Source organism: Zhongshania antarctica (assembly GCF_014202945.1).
In the GTDB taxonomy this organism is placed as follows: domain Bacteria; phylum Pseudomonadota; class Gammaproteobacteria; order Pseudomonadales; family Spongiibacteraceae; genus Spongiibacter; species Spongiibacter antarcticus.
Genome location: NZ_JACHHW010000005.1, coordinates 321477 through 341639, shown reverse-complemented (window position 1 = coordinate 341639; position 20163 = coordinate 321477). Strand labels below are relative to the sequence as shown.

Genomic DNA, 20163 nt, shown 5'->3' with positions numbered 1-20163 from the left:
ATACACCATGGGTGCTCATCACGGACCTGCTAAAGGTTTAACTCGGTGGTTATTTACCACCAACCACAAAGACATCGGTACGATGTACTTGTGGTTCAGCTTTGCGATGTTCCTGCTTGGCGGCTCGTTCGCCATGATTATTCGCGCTGAATTGTTCCAGCCTGGCCTGCAAATTGTGCAGCCAGAATTTTTTAACCAGATGACGACCATGCACGGTCTTGTCATGGTCTTCGGCGCCATTATGCCGGCCTTCGTCGGCTTGGCTAACTGGATGATTCCGTTGATGATTGGCGCGCCAGATATGGCACTGCCACGCATGAACAACTGGAGCTTCTGGATTCTGCCGCCTACGTTCCTACTGCTGGCATCCACCCTGCTGATGGATGGCGGTGGTCCTAACTTCGGTTGGACGTTCTACGCGCCACTGTCGACGACCTATGCGCCACCAAGTGTGACCTTCTTTATATTTGCGGTTCACGCCATGGGTATATCGTCGATCATGGGTTCCATTAACATTATTGCTACTATTGTAAACATGCGCGCGCCTGGCATGACTTACATGAAGATGCCAATGTTTGTATGGACGTGGTTGATTACTGCTTTCCTTCTCGTCGCGGTTATGCCGGTTCTGGCTGGCGCAGTCACCATGATGTTGATGGATATTCACTTTGGCACCAGCTTCTTCTCGGCCGCTGGTGGTGGCGACCCAGTATTGTTCCAGCACGTGTTCTGGTTCTTTGGTCATCCTGAAGTTTACATCATCATTCTGCCTGCTTTTGGTGTGGTATCTGAAGTTATTCCGACCTTCTCGCGCAAGCCGCTGTTCGGTTATGACTCCATGGTTTACGCAACATCGTCAATCGCCTTCCTGTCGTTCATCGTATGGGCTCACCATATGTATACGGTTGGTATGCCGATTGCTGGCGAACTGTTCTTTATGTACGCCACGATGCTGATTGCGGTACCAACGGCTGCAAAAGTATTCAACTGGGTTACGACTATGTTCAAGGGTTCGATCACTCTTGAAACGCCCATGTTGTTCGCGATTGCTAAAGTGTTCTTGTTCACCGTTGGTGGTTTCTCTGGTCTGATGTTGGCAATTGCGCCTGCTGACTTCCAGTACCACGATAGCTACTTTGTTGTTGCCCACTTCCACTACACCATGGTTGCAGGTGCGATCTTCGCGCTGTCTTCCGCTGTGTACTACTGGATTCCTAAGTGGACTGGCAAAATGTACAACGAGACCATGGGTAAAACCCATTTCTGGATCTCGTTTATCGGCTTTAACCTGACTTTCTTCCCGCAGCACTTTGTGGGTCTGGCCGGTATGCCGCGTCGTATCCCCGATTACAACCTGATGTTTGCCGACTTCAATATGATGTCGTCCATCGGTGCGTTTATCTACGGTGCTAGCCAGCTGCTGTTCTTGTTCAATATTGTTAGAACAATTACTCACGGCAAGCCAGTAACGGATGCGAAAGTTTGGGAAGGTGGTACAACGTTGGAATGGACAGTGCCTTCACCTGCGCCATACCACACCTTCACTACACCGCCAGAAGTAAAATAAAGAGGCTCGTGTAACATGGCGCAAGCGACGGACAAAAACATAGCTAAACTCAGCTTTAAGCTGTTGGGCTTAGTGGTGGTGATGTTTGCCTTTGCCATGTGGGTGATGCCCCCGCTTTACAATGCACTTTGTGAAGTGTTGGGCATCAACGGTAAAACCGGCCGGCAATACACGGTTGTAGATAGTCAGGTTGATACAAGCCGTACCGTTAAGGTGCAGTTTGTTGCGCAAAACAATGAAGCAATGCCTTGGGAGTTTTCGCCAAACACCAGTCAAGTCGTGGTTCACCCTGGTGAATCCGCGACGGTAACGTATTATGCAAAGAACACGCAGGATCGTTATATGGTGTCACAGGCAATTCCCAGCCTTGTTCCGTCCCGCGCCGCTGAGTATTTTCATAAAACCGAGTGCTTTTGCTTTAACCAGCAGCCGCTGGCAGCAGGAGCCAACGCTGATTTGGCGTTGCAGTTTATTGTTGATCGCGATTTACCAAAAGATATCCACGTGATTACCTTGTCTTACACGATATTTGATGTAACCGAGATGGCGGCAAAACAGGATTCTGTTGCGGCGGCATCTCAATAAGTAAGAGAGTTTTTCTCTAACGAGAAAATGGAGACTTAACAATGGCAGGTCAAAGCAAAACCGGGTACGAAACATACTACGTACCCGACAGTAGTAAGCTTGCTGTAAGTGCGACGATAGGCATGACCGCCACCGTTTACGGTGCGGCCAGCTTTATCAACGACAACAGCTACCGCCCTGGCGAAGAAACGAATTCCGGCTTTATCTTAGTTGCTGGTTTAGTGTGGCTCGCCGCGACGTTGTTCCAGTGGTTTAGTATCACCATTAAGGAAAACCGTGCAGGTATGAACAGCGCGCAGCTCAAGCACTCTTACGTGCTGGGTATGCAGTGGTTTATCTTCTCGGAAGTGATGTTCTTTGCTGCCTTTTTTGGTGCACTGTTCTATATCCGTAACTTGTCCGGTCCATGGTTAGCAGGACAGGGTGAGGCGGGTGCGATGAACGGTTTGCTGTGGCCCGGCTTTGAATACAACTGGCCGCTGCTCACCACGCCGCAAGACGCGATTGGCGGTGTTCAGGCCCAGGCGGCTGCAGGTCATTTGGCCAATAACGGTGAATTTACGGGTGCCGAAAAGCACTTGTCCTTCCCCGGCTTTGCCAATATAGCCCACTGGTTGCCGCTGTATAACACCATCATTCTGTTAGCTTCGAGCTTTACCTGTCACATTGCCCACGTGGCGATGAAGCAGAATGATCGCAAGAAGTTCAACTTGTGGCTGTTCATTACCGTTGCTATGGGTTTTACCTTCTTGTACCTGCAGTACATGGAATACCACGAAGCGCTTTTTGAATACGGTATTCACCTGAACAGCGGTGTTTACGGTACGACCTTCTTCATGTTGACCGGTTTCCACGGCTTCCACGTGGCAATGGGTACTTTCATGTTGTTGGTGCAGTGGTTGCGTTCAGCGGGTAAAGGCCACTTTAGTGCAAATGACCAGTTTGGCTTTGAAGCCTCGTCTTGGTACTGGCACTTTGTTGACGTGGTTTGGGTCTTCCTGTTCTTGTTTGTTTACATTATCTAAGCACGCGCTGCTGACGAGACGGTAACATTGGCCGTTAAGGTTTATTTGCATAGCAAATAGGCCTTAACGGCCAAGTCGTTTATGGAGCTTTAAGGTGTTTGCTGGATGCGTGGAGCATCTTGTCCATGGCGCTGATCCCATGGGGCTTTTGAGCCCAGCTGACCAGTGTAAAAGCCGTAAACAATAAACGACATTAGTAATACCGCGATCACCAAGCGCACACTCAGCGACTGCCAAGTACGCATGGTCTTTCCCTGATCTTGAATGAGAAAAAACAAACCGCTAAACAGGCTAATCACTAGCCCTATGAACAATACGACAATGACTACTTTTAACCACATGCTGGCGAGTCTCCACATTAGTTCGTCGCAGTATACACAATAGGATTTGAAAAATGCGGCCCTCGCCCAGCAGATTCCAATGGCAGTTTGACTGGAAGTCAGTGCTGGCGATTTTGCTGATTTTGCCGATCCTGCTCAGTTTGGGCTTTTGGCAGTTGCGCCGTGCAGACGAGAAAGCGGCCTTATTGGCCGATTTTGAGCAACGTCGAAACCTCGTGCCAGTTGCGATTAGCGGCGTTGCTGACTACCAAAATTACCTGCCAGTATTCGCCCTTGGCGCGTTTGATCCCGAGCGTTATTGGCTGCTCGACAACCGGATTTCTCATGGTCGATTCGGTTATGAGATAATGGCGGTTTTTACTCTAACTGATGGCCGAGAGCTGCTAGTAAATCGGGGTTGGATTGCGGGCGACCCGTCGCGACAAACCTTGCCCAAGCTCGAGATACCCAGTGGCCAGTTACAAATAAGCGGTGAGTTATACCGCAATACCGAGAAGGCCTTCAGTTTAGGGGCAGAGCCGGTGACTGATTTGTGGCCTCGCCGGCAGCAGTGGTTGGATTTGGATGATCTTAGCGGTGAATTTCCGGTGCTATTGCCCACTGCCCTGCGGTTATCCGAGGATAGTATTGGCGCGCTGGAAATTGAGCGCATGGTTGTCAATGTAACGCCGGCCAAGCACACCGGCTACGCGGTGCAGTGGTTCGCCATGGCATTTGCGCTGGGGCTGATATTTATTTTTCGTAACAGTAATTTGGGCGAGCTGTTAAAGCGCCGTAAAAGCAATGAGAGCCAAGAGCAATGACAATACCGACTGACAACAAGCGTAGCAAAAAACTGCTAACGATTATTTTAACCATCCCAATTGCCGTGATTCTGCTTTCCAGCGCGGTATTTTATTTGGCTAAGCAAGACATTATCTCCTTCACCACCGTTAATCGTGGCACCTTAATTAATCCGCCAATGCAGCTCGGTGATTTGCATCCGCTGCGCCGCGATGGCGGTGAATTCTTGTTTAACCGCGCTGAGTCGCGTTGGGTGTTTATGGTTGTTGGTGGCCAAGATTGCCGCGATGCTTGCGAGCGCATGCTCTACCTCACCCGCCAGACACATACTGCCATGGGTAAAAAGGTAGATCGGGTTGAGCGCATATATCTGGCTACTGACGGGCCACTGTCGCCGGAGCTGCGCGATTTTCTGGAGGCGGAACACAGTGATATGACGGTGCTGCAGGCCGACGGTGAAGCCTTTCTTGGTAAACTTAAAAACTTAGACATCAACCCCTTTGATGCGAGTACTTTTTACGTGGTAGACCCTATGGGCTGGGTGATGATGTATTATCGCGCGGCGGATATGGAGCAGCTTACGCTGACCACTTTGGGTAAGGATGTGCTGAAAGATATGGGACGCCTAATCAAGTAGTTGGCGGAAAACGGCTAGATACAGAATAGACGGTAGAGAACGATGGCAATATTTAACACAGTGGCGCAACGCAAAGCGGGATTTCGATTGGCCCTATTTTCTTGTCTGGTAGCTATCGTCGTTTTGGCGATGGGCGTGTTTACCCGGCTCGCAGATGCCGGCTTGGGCTGTCCTGACTGGCCAACCTGCTACGGTCATGTGTTGTGGCCTACTGACGACCATGAAGTGGCGCGGGCCAACGAAGCCTTTCCCGATATGCCGGTGGAACACGACAAAACCTGGCCGGAAATGATCCACCGTTATTTAGCGTCTAGTTTGGGTTTGTTGACTATTGGCTTGGTGATATTTGCAGTGCGTCAGCGCAAGCCAGAGCAGCCGGTGAAGCTGCCCTTATTTATTCTGGCCTTTATTATTTTGCAGGGCATGTTTGGCATGTGGACGGTCACCTTAAAATTGTGGCCGCAGGTTGTGACATCGCATTTACTTGGCGGTTTTACGACCTTAAGTCTGCTGTGGTTATTAACCTTGCGTTTAAACAATCAACACTGGCAAGTACCGGCAATCAGTGAAACCAAGCTACAGGCATTAAAGCCATTAGTGTTGTTGGGTTTAGTTGTCGTTATTTGTCAGATTGCCCTTGGTGGTTGGACCACCGCTAATTATGCGGATATCGCCTGCCCTGATTTCCCTCAGTGTCAGGGGGCGTGGTTGCCGCCAATGAACTTTAGTGAGGGTTTCAATATAGCGCAGCATATTGGCCCCAATTATCTTGGTGGCACCATGGATAATGCGGCTCGGGTTGCGATTCACTTTAGCCACCGGGTTGGCGCGATGGTAACGGCTGCCTATTTATTGTTTTTATTCTTTAAGTTGCGGCAATTAGGTATGGCGCCCGCGAACAAGGCGGCGAGTGTCATGCTCATTATATTGGTAGTGCAGATTGCCTTAGGTATTAGCAATATTGCGTTTAGCTTCCCGATCGGTGTCGCCGTTGCTCATAATCTTGTTGGTGCATTTCTATTGCTTAGCCAGGTAACAATCAGTTATCTGGTCTTTACAGCGGCGGTAAACCGCGGGGGAGTTCGGGTATGACACAGCCACAGTTGGCGGCCAATTGGCGGGATTATTACGAGTTATGTAAGCCCAATGTGGTGTTGCTAATGCTGCTAACGTCGGTCATTGGCATGTTCATGTCGGTGCCGGGTATGGTGCCGTGGGATGCCTTGATATTCGGCAACCTTGGTATCGCCTTGTGCGCGGCAGCAGCTGCCGCCATCAACCATTTGGTGGATAGTCGCATTGATTTGGTGATGGCGCGTACTCACAACCGCCCTATCGCTCAAGGCCGAGTTAGTAATCGCAACGCCGGTATTTTTGCCGCTATTATTGGTATTGCCGGTATGGCGATCCTGCTCGTTTTGGTTAACCCGCTCACCGCGTGGCTGACCCTTGCCTCGCTGCTTGGCTATGCCGTGGTTTACACCCTGTATTTAAAACGGGCCACGCCGCAAAATATTGTTATTGGTGGCATTGCTGGCGCCGCGCCGCCACTGCTTGGCTGGACGGCAGTAACCAATGAGATTCACGGTCATGCTCTGCTGCTGGTTCTGATAATTTTTATTTGGACACCGCCGCATTTCTGGGCCTTGGCTATTCATCGCCGCGATGATTACGCCAAAGTGGATATTCCGATGTTGCCGGTTACCCACGGTATTGCGTATACCAAATTACACACTCTGCTCTACACCATTTTATTGTTTGTGGTGACGCTGTTGCCCTTTGCAACGGGTATGAGCGGTTCGCTGTATCTGCTCGGTGCGGTTTGTTTGGGCGCGGGTTTCCTCTATTGGTCCATCGTCTTGCTGCGGGGAAATAACCCTAAGGCGCCGATGGCGACGTTTAAATATTCCATTATTTATTTAATGGCGCTGTTTATGATTATGCTTTTGGATCATTACTTACTGCCAGCAATGACCATCTTTGAGGTTGATGCACGATGAGTGAAGAATCAGTAAATAATGGCGGCGCAGCAGAGCGCCAGCGCGGAATTCGCTTAACGGTTCTGGCTATTGTCGCGGTGGGCATTGTGCTGGTGGCAGGCTTTTTTTATGCGGCTACCCGCGCGCGCATGATGACGGCGGAAGAGCTCAAATCTCAGGGGGCTTACCTCTACGAGAATCCGCGAACACTGCCCAATTTTAGTTTGCTGAATGACCGTGGCGAAACACTAACGCCAATCTCTATGGAAGGTAAATGGAATCTAATCTTTTTCGGTTTTACCTATTGCCCTGATGTTTGCCCTACTACCCTTGCTCAGCTTAAAGCCTTCTATCAAGAGCTAGAGCCAGAGGTTCAGGCTGATACCCAAATTTGGTTGACCAGTGTTGATCCGGCCCGGGATACCCCCGAACAGTTGCATAGCTATTTGGATTTCTTTCATCCCGCGTTTCGTGGCATCACTGGCGACTTTTTAGAAATTCATCGCTTTGCCACTTCGCTGAATATTCCGTTTACTAAAGTGCCCGGTGGCGGCAGCAACTATCAGGTTGAGCACAGCGCTAATGTCGCCTTAGTGAACCCCAATGGCCACTCGGTCGGTTTCTTTAAGGCACCGCTGGAAATCAGTAAGCTAAAGCGCGCCTACCTTTCGATTCGCGAATATCACTAATTAATAAACACAGGCGCCCTGCCTCTGTTTATTAATTACGCCTATACCCCGGCGCTAATTGCCCCAATACAAATAAGGCGCCGGCACTCAGCACGATACTAGGCCCAGCTGGGGTGTCCCAATACCACGCCCCCGCTAATCCGCCGCAGACCGCGATGGCACCGATAAGTGCTGCGAGAAGTGAGGCCTGCTCTGGGCTGCGCGCGACTCTCGCGGCAGCTGAGGCGGGAATGATCAGCATGGCGGTAATCAAGAGTACGCCGACGATTTTCATTGCGACTGCCACCGTAGCGGCGACCATCAGCATGAGTAGCAGGCGTAGTCGTTGCACCGGTAAGCCCTCTATCTCTGCCAGCTCGGCGTGGGCACACACGGCAACTAACGCCGACCAGTAGCGCCACAATAGCCCTAAAACGAGCGCACAAATAATGGCCAAATTCAGTAAGTCTTCACGCAAAATAGCCAGTAAATCACCAAATAAAAATGCGTTTAAATCCAAACCTTGATTGTCGATAAAGGACAGGCAAACCAAACCCAGCGCCAAACTGCTGTGCGAGAGTATGCCCAGCAAGCTGTCTAGGGCGATATTTCGCCACCATTGCAGGGTAAATAAAACAACGGCAATAAAAAGGCAGGTAAATAGCACGCTGTATTGGAGATTGGCTTGCAATACGAGGCCGACCGCTAGGCCGAGCAGTGCTGAGTGCGCGAGTGTATCGCCGTAGTAGGCCATGCGCTGCCAGGTGACCAGCGCGCCGAGTGGGCCGCATACCGCGGCGACCATCAATCCGGCAAGCAAGGCATAGAGTAAAATATCAATCATGGTGCTTATGCTCGCAAACTACGTCACCGTGTATATCGTGTTGGTGGTCGTGATCGTGTTGGTAGAGTGCGACGGCTTCGGCATGGCGGCGGCCGAACAGCGCTAAGTATTCAGGGTCGCTACTGACTTGTTCGGGATGGCCATGGCAGCAAATATGTTGATTAAGGCAAATTACCGTATCGGTTTGCGCCATTACCCAATGTAAGTCGTGGGACACCATCAGTACCGCGCAACCAAGATCGTCGCGAAGGGCATTAATCAGTTCGTAAAGTTCGGTCTGACCGCTGATATCCACACCTTGAGCGGGCTCGTCGAGCACAAATAAGTCGGGGCTGCTGAGTAAGGCGCGGCTGAGCAAGACTCGCTGGGTTTCACCGCCAGAAATATCGTGTAGGGGGCGGTTGCGCAAATGCTGAATGCCGGTGCGGGCTAAGGCGGCCTCAATTTGCGTTGTATTAGACTTGGCCATCGCTAAAAACCGCGACACGCTTAAAGGCATTAATGGATTTAGGCTCAGCCGCTGCGGCATATAGCCAATACGGAGGCCGGGTCGTCGGTAGATCGTGCCGCTGTCGGCTTTGGTTAAACCCAGGGCGACCTTTATCAGGGTACTTTTACCCGCGCCATTGGGGCCAATAATCGTCATAATTTGCTTGGCAGATAGGCTTAGGCTGATATTGCTCAGCAAGCTTTGTTGCTGGTGTTTCAAGGAAATCTTGTCAAGGCGAAGCAGCGCAGTCTCAGTCATTGCTTATAGCCTCGCTACAGCGGGCGCAGCAGCCAACAACTTCGAGGCTAGCCGTGTCTACCGCAAAGTGTTGCTGCTTTGCGGCGGCCGAAATTGCTGGGTATATAAGTTGGGTATCCAGCTCAAGGGCAACTTGGCAGTGGCGACAAATAAGAAAATGGCCTTGGTGGGCGTGGCCGGGCTCATTGCAGCCAACAAAGGCGTTGAGCGACGCAATGCGGTGGACGAGGCCGTTATCCAAAAGGAAATCCAGCGCGCGATACACCGTTGGTGGCGCGGGGCGGCGGAGGCCTTCTTTTGCCAGCTCTTCAAGAATAGTATAGGCACCTATTGGTTTGTGGCTTGACCACACCGTGGTTAATACGAGCTCGCGGATAGTGGTGAATTTTAGCTGACGTTGCTGGCAGAGGTCGCGGGCGCGGAGCAGTGCTTCATCAATGCAGTGTTGGTGATTGTGCTGCGGGTTAATGTTGTGCATTACTTTGGGGCGTCCGGAGGGTTTTGCAAAGAATATAATGTTATAATATTGCATTAGTGCGGTGATAAACAATGGGGAAATGTGCTTGAAAGCAATAGTGTCGGGATTGGTGCTCGTGTGGATGTTCAGCAATATGGCCTGGGCAGCCGACAAACCAGTAATATTAACCAGTATTATGCCGCTGCAGTTACTCGTTGGCGACATTGCGGGTGATGCGGTAACGGTCGATGTGTTGGCGCCAGCTACCGTCTCACCACATGACTTCCAATTGCGGCCCTCAGATATGCAGCGCTTGCGCAGTGCTGACATGGTGCTTTGGGTTGGCCCAGCAATGGAGTCGTATTTACAGAAGGCCGTCGTCGATCAGAGTAATGCGGTCGCCCTTTTCCCGGCGTTGAGCTTGGGTGAAGACCCACACGTTTGGATGGACGCAGATCAGGTTCAGCACATGGCGCGGCGCATAGCCCGCGTATTGTCAGACCGTATGCCAACTCGGGGCGCCTATTTTCATGCTAACGCTGCGCGGTTTAGCACAGAGTTTCGGCAGTACGACAAGCAGCTTCAGCTCGATGTTGCGCGTTTAAGCGGTCGTCCCTATTTGTTGCTGCACGACGGTTTTAGCCGTTTTGAGCGCCATTATAATCTCACCGAAGCTGAGGTCGTTATGCCCACGTCGGACCGCCTGCCCGGTGCGCGGCATATTGTAGAGTTGCGGTCGCGGCTGCAGAAGGGGGAATTTGCCTGTGTTTTTCGGGAGCCGCAATACCCTACGGCGATGCTAGATGCGCTGACCTCAGGTTTGGATATACCGGTAATAGAAATTGACCCCCTCGGTGTGGGGATGAAGAAGGCTGACGGCTTTCTACGCTTATACCGTCAGCTCGGGCAGGCATTTCTCAGTTGTTTCGCGGCTTAGCGGCCGATTAGGGCTGGGCGCACGCTAGTGTTTGGTCAGGGCCAAGCTAGCCTGCGCTGCGGTCCTAGTTTTTGGCGATGCTAGGCACTGTGTAGCGAGTCTGCATATCCAGCTCCACGTTCAGTGTGGCTGATACAACATCCAGAGTTTTCTCTAAAAAGCGATCTGCAGAAGCTTTTGACGCGTATTCAATTGGCGCGTCGGCTTTTTGCAATTCGGCCGTTTTGTTGTAAGCCAATACCAGCGACTGATTCGCACCTACTTCCGGTTCGGCAGCAGTCGCCATAGTACTGGCAACCAAGATTAAGATTGCGCTGGTAAGGTTTTTCATTTTGCTCTCTCCTTTCATCAACCGAGTGATCTTCTCTCGGCACAAGGCAAAAGGTTACCTTGTGTTACGTAAGGTAACACAATAACCCGCCTTGTCTCCTTAATTTTCGGTAACCTTTGGGTAATGTTGTGGCCATATTGGGTTTTTATGTGAAAAACGGTAACACTTTGCGTGACGCTGACTGGAATATTTTGCCGTAGAGCCTCGTGCTACACTCTCCGCTTTCTATAATGACGCGTTAAATCACTACTATGACTGCGATAAAACCTCTGATCTTGGTTGACGGCTCCTCCTACCTCTACCGTGCCTTTCATGCCTTGCCGCCTTTGAATACCTCAAAGGGCCAGCCCACTGGCGCAATAAAGGGGGTGATCAATATGTTGCGGCGGTTGTACAAAGATTACCCAGACAGCCCTATTGCCGTGGTGTTTGACGCCAAGGGAAAGACGTTTCGCGACGATATGTACGACCAGTACAAGGCTCAGCGTCCGCCTATGCCGGACGATTTACGCAGTCAGGTTGAGCCAATTAATGCGATTATCGATGCCATGGGTTTGCCTCGGCTGGTGATTGACGGCGTCGAGGCTGACGATGTTATCGGCACCCTCGCCGCCCAGGCGGGTAAAGAGCGGCCGGTGTTGGTATCGACTGGCGATAAAGACATGGCTCAGCTGGTAAATGAGCATGTCACCTTGGTGAACACCATGACCGACACCGTAATGGATGTGGCTGGGGTGACAGAAAAATTTGGGATTCCCCCAGAGCTGATTATCGATTTTCTCGCCCTAATGGGTGACAAAGTCGACAATATTCCCGGTGTGGCGGGCGTGGGTGAGAAAACCGCGCTGGCGCTGATTCAAGCCTTGGGCGGGGTTAGCAGTATTTATGAGAACATCGACAAGGTTGCCGATTTACCGATACGTGGCGCCAAAGGTGTTGCTAAAAAATTGGCCGACAGTCATGACAATGCCCTTCTCTCTTATACCTTAGCCACGATTAAATGTGATGTGCCATTGGACGTGGGTGTTGCCGACCTTCTGCCCAAGGCGCCTGACACCGAGCGCTTGCTGAGCCTGTTTAAAGAATATGAATTTAAAACGTGGGTCGATGAGCTGAGCAGAGAGGAGCGCAGCGCTAATATTAGCGCAGAATCAGGCGCTGCGGAGGCCGTGCCGTCAGGTTTGGCGAGTACTGGGGCCATGGCCGACGAGCTGGCACTGACCTCGACTGTGGCGCCGCAACTGGATGCCTGCCAATACCAAATTATATTGAGCCAAGCTGATTTTGACGTGTGGCTGGCCAAGCTGCGCGCCGCCAAGATCTTCGCCTTTGATACCGAAACCACCAGCTTGAATTATATGCAGGCCAGAGTGGTTGGGGTGTCTTTTGCGGTAGATGCTGGGGAAGCGGCCTATTTGCCCTTTGGTCACGACTATCTCGACGTGCCAGATCAGCTCGCAGAGGCCTCGGTGTTGGCCCAGCTAAAGCCGCTGTTAGAAGATCCTGATCACTATAAAGTGGGTCAAAATCTCAAGTACGACGCCAATGTGCTGCTTAATCACGGCATTACTTTACGGGGTATTCACGACGACACCATGTTGGCGTCCTATGTCTTGGATTCCACCGGCAGTCGCCACGACATGGATACCTTGGCGCTGAAATACCTAGATCACAGCACTATTCACTTTGAAGATATTGCGGGTAAAGGCGCTAAGCAAATCACCTTTAATCAGATTGCCCTCGAGCAGGCTGGCCCCTATGCGGCAGAAGACGCGGACATTACGCTGCGGCTGTACCAGACCCTGCTACCAAAAATACAGCAGCACGAAGGTCTGCTGGCGGTGTATCGAAATATTGAGCTACCCTTGGTGCCGGTGCTGTCGCGGATTGAGCGCAATGGCGCCTATGTCGACAGAGAGTTGCTCAGTAAGCAGAGTCACGAGCTGGGCATGAAAATGCAGGCCCTTGAAAAAGAAGCCTATGCGCTGGCGGGCGGCGAGTTTAATTTGGCCTCTCCCAAGCAATTGGGTGAAATTTTGTTTGAGCGTCTGCAAATTCCGGTGACCAAAAAAACCCCGAAAGGCGCGCCGTCGACCGCCGAGGAAGTCTTGGTAGAGCTGGCACACGACTACCCTTTGCCCAAAGTAATACTCGAGCACCGGGGCATGGCCAAGCTGAAATCGACGTATACCGACAAGCTGCCCCTGCAGATAGACCCTAAAACCGGCCGCATTCACACCTCCTACCATCAGGCGGTGGCGGCGACCGGTCGCTTGTCGTCGTCTGACCCCAATCTACAGAATATCCCCATTCGCAGCGCTGAAGGGCGGCGTATTCGCCAAGCCTTTATCGCCCCGCCGGGCTATGTGATTTTGGCGGCGGATTACTCTCAGATTGAATTGCGGATAATGGCGCATTTGTCGGGTGATCGCGGTTTGGTCGAGGCCTTCTCTCGCGGTGAAGATATCCACCGCGCCACGGCCGCTGAGGTATTCGGCGTCAGCACCGATGAGGTGAGCGACGAGCAGCGGCGCAATGCCAAGGCCATCAATTTTGGTTTAATTTACGGTATGTCCGCCTTTGGTTTGGCGCGGCAGCTGCATTTGGGGCGCAAAGAGGCCCAGCAGTATATTGATCTGTATTTTGAACGTTATCCTGGGGTGTTGCGTTACATGGACGAAACTCGGGTCTCTGCGTCGGAAAAAGGCTATGTTGAAACCCTGTTTGGTCGCCGTCTGCACTTACCTGAAATTAATGCGCGCAATGGTATGCGCCGGCAGGCAGCCGAGCGCACCGCAATCAATGCGCCAATGCAGGGTACGGCAGCGGATATCATCAAACGGGCGATGATTGCTGTGGACGACTATTTAAGCAGCAGTAACGTGGACGCTAAAATGATTATGCAGGTTCACGATGAATTGGTTTTGGAGGTCGCGCCAGCGGACCTAGAAACCGTACAAACTGAGGTTGTGCGGTTGATGATGGCGGCGGCGGACTTGGCGGTGCCGTTGGAAGTTGGTGTGGGGGTTGGTGCTAATTGGGATGAGGCGCATTAGTACTCGGGAGCCGGCCTTAGGCTGGGGAAATATCGCGTGGTTAAAATTTGCGCAATTAGAATTCCCGGTCTAAAGTCATAGAGCCGTCATCTTGATGTGCTTGAGGATGGCGCCCGCGTTGGAGACTTGTCTCCCCCCTGACTCCATTAGGAGTAGGATTGCCCGGTGAGCCATAGTCATAGTTCGCCGGGCTTTTTTGCTGCGCCTATGTTTTGGCGGGGTGTTCCGGTTCGCTGTCAATGGCTTCGCCGTCGTCGTCAATGTAAACCATGTCGACCATATTGTCGGTATTCAGCCACTCGTCCAATTTGTTGCGCAATTCTTGTAAGCCGTCGCCATTGGGGGCCGAAAACAGCTGCACACTGATTAAATCGCCATATTCGGCTAGGCTTTTGCGCACCATTAATAAGGTGGCGGTGGCCGGGCCGCGCTTTAATTTGTCGGACTTGGTGAGCAAGAGATGCATGGGCATATTGCTCTTTGTTGCCCAGCGCACCATTTGCTGGTCAAACTCCGTGAGTGGATGGCGGATGTCCATCATTAACACCATGCCGCGCAGGGACTGGCGTTTTTGCAAATAGGCTTCTAAATTGCGCTGCCACTCGTTCTTCACCGCTAGGGGCACTTTTGCAAAACCGTAGCCGGGAAGATCAACTAAGCGCTGGCGACCGCTGTCGTCTAGCACGAAAAAGTTAAGTAATTGGGTGCGTCCTGGGGTTTTACTGGTTTTGGCCAGTTTTTTGTTTTCTGTGAGGCGATTGATCGCGCTAGACTTGCCTGCGTTGGAGCGTCCAGCAAACGCGACCTCGGCACCACTGTCGTCTGGGCAATGGGTAAGGTTGGGCGAGCTTTTTAAATAGCTGGCGCGGCGGTAATTCAGTGCTGGGCTTGATGACATAGTGAGTCCGAGGGGGATTTGCGAATGCAGGGGCATTTTACGGCAATTATTGGCCCCGGCGCCATGTAGTTGTGTATAATGCCGCAGTTTTTATATTGTCTCATCCTGCGCCGTTATACGGAAAATTGAGAGGTAGATCATGAATAAATGGCTCGTGGCTATACTGCTTTCAGTGTCTGGTGTCTCTGCTTTTGCTACTGAGCAGGCGGTTTTGGATCGCTACCAAAAATCCTGTTTTGCCTGTCACGCCTTTGGGGCCAATGGCGCGCCAAAATCCCATATAGTGGCTGATTGGGCGCCGCGCATGGAGAAAGGCATGGACACCTTGGTTAAGCATGCGGCAGAAGGCTTCAATACCATGCCGCCTAAAGGCCTTTGTTTTGACTGCAGCGCTGATGATTTTAAAGCTTTAATTGAGTTTATGGCGGCGCCAAAGTCTTAACATGGGCGCGCTAATTTATATTTGCACAGAATTATCTGTTTAAAGAGTACCAAACAATGAAGAAAAGCTTATTAGTGATGTTTGCCTCCCTGATCTTTGCTGGCAGCGCGATGGCCGCAGAAGGAAACGCCACTGCTGGCAAGGCTAAGGCGGCGGCCTGTGCTGCTTGTCACGGTGCCGATGGCAATAGTGCTGCTCCAACTTTCCCGAAATTAGCAGGTCAGGGTGAGCGCTATTTGATTAAGCAGCTTAATGACATTAAATCAGGCGCCCGTTCAGTGCCAATGATGGCTGGCCAGACTGACAATTTGTCTGAGCAAGATATCGCTGATATTGCTGCGTTTTATTCGAGCAAGGCGATTAGCACGGGTCAGGCTGATCCCGCGATTGTTGCTAAGGGCGCAGCAATTTACCGTGGTGGTATTGCTGACCGCAATGTTCCGGCTTGTGCTGCCTGCCACTCACCTAGTGGTAGCGGTATGGCTGCAGCGGGATTCCCGGCGCTTGGTGGTCAGCATGCGGATTACACCGTTGCCCAGCTAAAAGCCTTCCGTGCGGCGGCCGATGGTCGTGAGGGACGTGCTAACGACGGCGATGCCATGGTAATGCGGACGATTTCCTTCAAATTAAGTGATTCCGAAATTGAAGCGGTCGCCAGCTTTATTCAGGGCTTGCATCCTTAAGGATGCATTAGCAAAAAGGCGGCTTAGGCCGCCTTTTTTATCACTAAAATTTACCGGCGCCGAGCCCCGAACAATTGTGGGTACTTGGTGTCTGAACAGCGTAGAAAAACAATTTAAATGTGTCATGTGATCTAATGGCACTCTCGATCTTATAACACTTGATCGCATAATCAGGGGGTTTCATGTTTAAGAAATTTATTCCGCTCGTCAGCGTATTCAGTTTTTTGCTTATGGTTTCGGCGTGCAGCGATGGCGCAGAACCAGCGGCTCCGGCCAAGGTCGCGGCCAGTGCCAGTGCCAGTGCGAGCGCTGAGCAAGTTGCCAACAGCGGCGAGCGTTACATTCGCATCGCGCAGCCAGTGCGTACCACTAACCCGCAAAAAATCGAAGTAACCGAAGTGTTTTGGTATGGTTGCAGTCACTGCTTTGATTTCGACCCCATGCTAGAAGCCTGGGCAAAGCAGCTGCCGGCGGATGTTGAGTTTCGTCGCTCACCGGCCATGTGGAATGAGTTGATGGTCGTTCACGCTAAGGCGTTTTATACCGCAGAAGCGCTGGGTGTGATCGAGCAGCTGCACACGCCGTTATTCAATGCCATTAATGTTGATCGCAACCCTTTGCGTGACAGCGCGGCAATTGAAAAATTGTTTTTGGCGCACAGCGACGTAGATGCCGAGAAGTTTCGCAAGACCTTTGACTCTTTTGGGGTAAATAGTCAGGTGAAGCAAGCCGATGCGCGGGCCCGGGCCTATGGCATTGCCGGTACGCCAGAGTTAATCATTAATGGCAAATATCGGGTAACCGGCCGCTCGGCTGGTGGCAAGGCTGAGATGCTGAAGGTGGCTGAAGAGTTAATTGCAAAGGAGCGCGCAGCTAAGTAATTGGCGTGCTTCATGACCGCGTAGCGACCCTGGTTCTTTGGTCGCTACGCGGTTTTTTTATGCCTAAAGTTTAATTTGCTTGGGGCGAGTTGGGCTCGATGGTGTCCTTTTCGGCATCTAGCGTATCGAGCTTTTGCAGAGGCTGGGCAAATTCGCGCTGGCAAAACGCCATGCGTTTCGCAGGTTTGGCCAGGGTAATGCCTTTGGCGTTTAAGCGCTCAATCTCATCTTCAACGTGCTTGCAGCGCGCAGCTAAGCCGGTGTCATTGGCGATTTGGATATTTAAGCCGGGCCGCGCGTTCAGCTCGAGCATCAGCGGACCTTGATCCTTGTCCAATACCATGTCGACCCCGAGGTAGCCCAGGCCGGTGAGCTCGTAGCAGCGCGTTGCCAGCGACATAAACCCTTCCCAATAAGGCAGCTGGACGCCGCGTACTGGATTAGTGGTGTCGGGGTGCTTGTTGATGAGCTTGTTGTGCCACGTGCCATCGAGGGTAATGCCGGTGGCTAGGTCGACACCGACGCCAATTGCGCCTTGATGAAGATTGGCCTTGCCGCCGGACTGGCGGGTAGGCAGGCGCAGCATGGCGAGTAAGGGGTAGCCTTTAAGGACAATAATGCGAATGTCAGGAACCCCTTCATAGCTAATGGCGCTGAAGATGGGGTCGGGGATGACGCGGTATTCTATGAGTGCGCGGTCGCGGTGGCCGCCCAATGAATAGATGCCAGACAGTATTCCCGAAATATGAAACTCAATATCTTCGGTGCTTAATAAGCGGCCGGAGGTCGTGCGGTAATAGCCTTCAAACTGATCGGCGATCACTAAGATACCATCGCCACCAGCGCCCTGCGCGGGCTTGATGACGAAGTCGCTGTGGCCCTTAACGATGTCTTTTAGCTTGCTAATACCTTTGTCAGAATCAATTACGCCGTACATGGTGGGAACGTGAATCCCCACCTCTAGCGCGCGCTCCTTGGTTTTAATTTTGTCATCGACCAAGGGGTAAAGATGGCGCTGATTGTAGCGCAACACATAGTCGGCATTGCGCTGATTGATGCCCATCACGCCGCGCTGACGCAGATCCTTCCAAGTGCTGAATAAGGACATTATTGTCTACCCTTGATCATGGCATTAAACCGGAACAGCTCGGTTAGCCGGTAGCCACGATAGTGGCCTAGCACTAACATAAACGACACAAATATTAATAACATACCGGGGAAGGTGAACACGAAATAGGTCCATGTTGGGTAGGTCATCATCAAGTGCGACAAGGTCGCCGCGATGAGGGTACCAATACCCACTTTGCCCGCGTGCAGGCCGCCCCGCTCCTCCCAAACGATCGACATCCGCTCAATGGACATAGTGAGGATGACCATTGGGAATAGCGCAATAGAGAGGCCGCGATCCAAGCCTAAACGGTGTCCCAACACGCTGATTAAGGCCATGATAATAACAACAAAGGTTAATACCACCGAGAGCCGGGACAGTAGTTGCAAATGTAAGTGCTCAAGATAGGAGCGTATCGACAAGCCGAGTGCGGTAATTAAGGTGAATAGAATAATTCCCCATAAAACTTGGGTTTCCCTGAAGGCAAGACCAATCAACACGGGCGTAAAGGTGCCTAGGGTTTCCAGGCCAACGACATTGCGCAGCAGCAAAATCAGCATAACGCCAATGGGGATCATTAAAATAATTTCAAAGGTTTGCTGGGACTGCAGTGGCAAATCGTAAAGGGAGAGTGCCCAGAATTTGTTTTCTTTGCTCTCGGCAATCGACTGCGCCAAAGTGATGGAGTTCATCACCTTTTGATTGGCGGTGATTTCTACTTTCAGCTGACGACCCCCTTCGACTTTGGCGATGGGGTCGTTGCCGGTCCACCACACTACGCGGTCGTCGGGCAGGCCCTGGGCGCCGGTTTCCGGGTTGAAGTACAGCCAGCGCTTGCCGTTATAGCTGCGCATCCACAGCTCTGGGGTCTGGGCTACGCCGCTGATTAAACGCAGGGTGCGTACCCGCTCTACGGGAATATGGGCTGACGACAGCAGCAGTTCGAGCACCATCGACTTATTGTCTTGGGTGTAATTATTGCCCAGCAGTAGGCGGGCATTGTCGTTGCTAGGCTCGTTTATGAGCTTGATGGCTTCGCGGATAAAGGTTTCGATGTCGGCGGAATGCTCGCGTATCGGCTTTAATAAGGCCTCTACGGCGACTTTTTCTACGCCTTGCAGATCAGGGCTCTCACGAAACAGCGGGCCAGCTTCAGACTCGGCAAAGCGCGAGTTACTGCGTTTGGTCAGCATGAGTCTATAAAACAACTGCTGTTGCCCCTCGGCGCGACGGGCAGACCACACCGCTTGGCGGTTATCGTTAACGATGTCGGTGTTTACCCCGTAATTTTTCGAGATAAAACTCTCGTTCAGGGTAATGAATTTGCTCCAGCTCGGCGGTACATACATTTGTACTTTGACGGGCGTGTTGTCGCGGGCATTAAAAGTGAGCTTGGTATCTATGACCCACACTGGCTCGGTGGTGTCCGACGATACTGGAATATTCAGCACAAATATCTGCCAGGCAGTGCTGGCTGCGCCGATCAGCAATAGCGCTAGCGCTAATACTCTGACATGTAATTTAACGCCCTTCATTCATCGTGCTCCTCGGAGTCTGCTTTTATAGGGCAGAGGGATTTGTCCTGCAAATATTTTTTACTGGGGTCGACCAAGGCGCCAAAGGCGGTCAATGGGTCGGAGCCGACTAACATCGGTTTGGAAAATTGGCGACGGTCAGCGAGATTGACCTCAACCTTGTGAGACTGGCCGCCAACGCACAGGGTTAATTCCAATACCGGTCGACGGCTATAGTCTTTTTCGTTTTCCCCGTAATCTGCCGCTCGACGCTTGATGCGAATATGTTTGCTGAGGGGCAGCGTGACGGATTTTAAGGTGTTGTCGGGTAATACCAAATCAAAGTGAACGAGATCGTCTTTTTTACCGTGACCCTTCTCAACCTTGGCATTAATGGCATTGATCGACGCGCTCTCGGCGCCGGTATCAATCTTGGCCTTGTAGCGCACGCCCAATTCTTCAATATAAACGTATTCGCTCAGGCCAAACACCTGTTGGGCGTTGGCGCCAGCATGAGCAGCGAGGCTCGTAAGAAGGGTATTGATGACTAGCAGAATTAGTACAGCAAATCGCACGGTTTCTCCTTTTGATTTATTGTGCTCCGGCATGCCATAGCATAGTGCACTAGGGCGCAATATAGCCAGTAGCAAGCGGCGCAATTAAAGCGGATTACGTGTGC

At 51.7% G+C, this 20163-nt stretch carries 22 protein-coding genes; 13 read left to right on the top strand and 9 right to left on the bottom strand.

Translation table 11 applies throughout. The features are described from left to right. The first annotated feature begins 7 nt into the window (after nucleotides 1-7). The 3 genes from ctaD to HNQ57_RS10815 are packed head-to-tail and all read left to right on the top strand — an operon-like array spanning nucleotide 8 to nucleotide 3177. A complete protein-coding gene (gene ctaD, locus HNQ57_RS10825) occupies nucleotides 8-1567 on the top strand; it encodes a cytochrome c oxidase subunit I (protein ID WP_184462872.1) in 1560 nt (519 codons plus the stop codon). Between the two features lie 15 nt (nucleotides 1568-1582). Beyond that, a complete protein-coding gene (locus HNQ57_RS10820; RefSeq protein ID WP_184462870.1) occupies nucleotides 1583-2152 on the top strand; it encodes a cytochrome c oxidase assembly protein in 570 nt (189 codons plus the stop codon). A gap of 41 nt (nucleotides 2153-2193) precedes the next feature. Then, complete coding sequence (locus HNQ57_RS10815) at nucleotides 2194-3177, top strand: cytochrome c oxidase subunit 3 (protein ID WP_184462868.1); 984 nt, start codon at nucleotides 2194-2196, stop codon at nucleotides 3175-3177. A gap of 89 nt (nucleotides 3178-3266) precedes the next feature. Here the strand turns inward: HNQ57_RS10815 and HNQ57_RS10810 are convergent, their stop codons facing one another. Continuing rightward, nucleotides 3267-3518 (bottom strand): DUF2909 domain-containing protein, encoded by a 252-nt coding sequence (locus HNQ57_RS10810; RefSeq protein WP_184462866.1) that lies wholly within the window; start codon nucleotides 3516-3518, stop codon nucleotides 3267-3269. A 53-nt stretch (nucleotides 3519-3571) separates the two neighbouring features. Here HNQ57_RS10810 and HNQ57_RS10805 point away from each other — a divergent pair, with 53 nt between their 5' ends. From HNQ57_RS10805 to HNQ57_RS10785, 5 genes are read left to right on the top strand one after another with little or no spacing between them, the layout of a single operon-like run. Next, nucleotides 3572-4321 carry an SURF1 family protein gene (locus HNQ57_RS10805; protein ID WP_184462864.1) on the top strand — a complete coding sequence of 250 codons (750 nt, stop codon included), beginning with the start codon at nucleotides 3572-3574 and terminating at the stop codon, nucleotides 4319-4321. Then, nucleotides 4318-4938: a hypothetical protein gene (locus HNQ57_RS10800; protein ID WP_184462862.1), complete on the top strand. Its 621-nt coding sequence runs from the start codon at nucleotides 4318-4320 to the stop codon at nucleotides 4936-4938. Before HNQ57_RS10805 ends, HNQ57_RS10800 begins: the two co-directional genes overlap by 4 nt. Nucleotides 4939-4980: 42 nt before the next feature. Then, nucleotides 4981-6030, top strand: coding sequence for a COX15/CtaA family protein (locus HNQ57_RS10795; protein ID WP_184462860.1), 1050 nt, complete (start codon nucleotides 4981-4983; stop codon nucleotides 6028-6030). Further along, nucleotides 6027-6938, top strand: a complete 912-nt coding sequence (cyoE, locus tag HNQ57_RS10790) for a heme o synthase (protein WP_184462858.1) — start codon at nucleotides 6027-6029, stop codon at nucleotides 6936-6938. Before HNQ57_RS10795 ends, cyoE begins: the two co-directional genes overlap by 4 nt. Further along, nucleotides 6935-7606 (top strand): SCO family protein, encoded by a 672-nt coding sequence (locus tag HNQ57_RS10785; protein WP_184462856.1) that lies wholly within the window; start codon nucleotides 6935-6937, stop codon nucleotides 7604-7606. The genes cyoE and HNQ57_RS10785 overlap by 4 nt, the downstream gene beginning before the upstream one ends. 31 nt (nucleotides 7607-7637) lie before the next feature. Here HNQ57_RS10785 and HNQ57_RS10780 read toward each other — a convergent pair whose 3' ends face one another. The 3 genes from HNQ57_RS10780 to HNQ57_RS10770 are packed head-to-tail and all read right to left on the bottom strand — an operon-like array spanning nucleotide 7638 to nucleotide 9655. Beyond that, on the bottom strand, nucleotides 7638-8429 hold the full coding sequence (locus HNQ57_RS10780) for a metal ABC transporter permease (protein ID WP_184462855.1): 792 nt from the start codon (nucleotides 8427-8429) through the stop codon (nucleotides 7638-7640). Further along, nucleotides 8422-9177, bottom strand: a complete 756-nt coding sequence (gene znuC / locus HNQ57_RS10775) for a zinc ABC transporter ATP-binding protein ZnuC (RefSeq protein WP_184462853.1) — start codon at nucleotides 9175-9177, stop codon at nucleotides 8422-8424. Before znuC ends, HNQ57_RS10780 begins: the two co-directional genes overlap by 8 nt. Then, a complete protein-coding gene (locus tag HNQ57_RS10770; protein ID WP_184462851.1) occupies nucleotides 9170-9655 on the bottom strand; it encodes a Fur family transcriptional regulator in 486 nt (161 codons plus the stop codon). The genes znuC and HNQ57_RS10770 overlap by 8 nt, the downstream gene beginning before the upstream one ends. 85 nt (nucleotides 9656-9740) lie before the next feature. Between HNQ57_RS10770 and HNQ57_RS10765 the strand changes: the two genes are divergently transcribed. Continuing rightward, on the top strand, nucleotides 9741-10571 hold the full coding sequence (locus HNQ57_RS10765) for a zinc ABC transporter substrate-binding protein (RefSeq protein WP_184462849.1): 831 nt from the start codon (nucleotides 9741-9743) through the stop codon (nucleotides 10569-10571). Between the two features lie 64 nt (nucleotides 10572-10635). On the opposite strand, the gene HNQ57_RS10760 is transcribed toward HNQ57_RS10765, so the two are convergent. Continuing rightward, entirely contained in the window at nucleotides 10636-10902 is a 267-nt protein-coding gene (locus HNQ57_RS10760; RefSeq protein ID WP_184462847.1) for a hypothetical protein, read from the bottom strand. A 251-nt stretch (nucleotides 10903-11153) separates the two neighbouring features. Between HNQ57_RS10760 and polA the strand changes: the two genes are divergently transcribed. Continuing rightward, nucleotides 11154-13958 (top strand): DNA polymerase I, encoded by a 2805-nt coding sequence (polA, locus tag HNQ57_RS10755; protein WP_184462845.1) that lies wholly within the window; start codon nucleotides 11154-11156, stop codon nucleotides 13956-13958. A gap of 205 nt (nucleotides 13959-14163) precedes the next feature. Here polA and yihA read toward each other — a convergent pair whose 3' ends face one another. Further along, on the bottom strand, nucleotides 14164-14856 hold the full coding sequence (gene yihA / locus HNQ57_RS10750) for a ribosome biogenesis GTP-binding protein YihA/YsxC (RefSeq protein ID WP_184462843.1): 693 nt from the start codon (nucleotides 14854-14856) through the stop codon (nucleotides 14164-14166). Between the two features lie 139 nt (nucleotides 14857-14995). Between yihA and HNQ57_RS10745 the strand changes: the two genes are divergently transcribed. From HNQ57_RS10745 to HNQ57_RS10735, 3 genes are all read left to right on the top strand, one after another. After that, entirely contained in the window at nucleotides 14996-15298 is a 303-nt protein-coding gene (locus HNQ57_RS10745) for a c-type cytochrome (protein ID WP_184462841.1), read from the top strand. 56 nt (nucleotides 15299-15354) lie between these two features. Beyond that, nucleotides 15355-15981, top strand: a complete 627-nt coding sequence (locus HNQ57_RS10740) for a c-type cytochrome (RefSeq protein ID WP_184462839.1) — start codon at nucleotides 15355-15357, stop codon at nucleotides 15979-15981. 182 nt (nucleotides 15982-16163) lie between these two features. Next, entirely contained in the window at nucleotides 16164-16862 is a 699-nt protein-coding gene (locus tag HNQ57_RS10735; RefSeq protein ID WP_184462837.1) for a thiol:disulfide interchange protein DsbA/DsbL, read from the top strand. Nucleotides 16863-16932: 70 nt separating this feature from the next. Here HNQ57_RS10735 and HNQ57_RS10730 read toward each other — a convergent pair whose 3' ends face one another. Genes HNQ57_RS10730 through HNQ57_RS10720 form a run of 3 tightly spaced genes read right to left on the bottom strand, consistent with a single transcriptional unit; the run spans nucleotide 16933 to nucleotide 20059 of the window. Beyond that, nucleotides 16933-17970 (bottom strand): alpha-L-glutamate ligase-like protein, encoded by a 1038-nt coding sequence (locus HNQ57_RS10730; RefSeq protein ID WP_184462835.1) that lies wholly within the window; start codon nucleotides 17968-17970, stop codon nucleotides 16933-16935. Then, on the bottom strand, nucleotides 17970-19505 hold the full coding sequence (locus HNQ57_RS10725; RefSeq protein ID WP_184462833.1) for an inactive transglutaminase family protein: 1536 nt from the start codon (nucleotides 19503-19505) through the stop codon (nucleotides 17970-17972). The genes HNQ57_RS10730 and HNQ57_RS10725 overlap by 1 nt, the downstream gene beginning before the upstream one ends. Next, a complete protein-coding gene (locus tag HNQ57_RS10720) occupies nucleotides 19502-20059 on the bottom strand; it encodes an ATP-dependent zinc protease family protein (protein ID WP_184462831.1) in 558 nt (185 codons plus the stop codon). Before HNQ57_RS10720 ends, HNQ57_RS10725 begins: the two co-directional genes overlap by 4 nt. Between the last annotated feature and the right edge of the window lie 104 nt (nucleotides 20060-20163).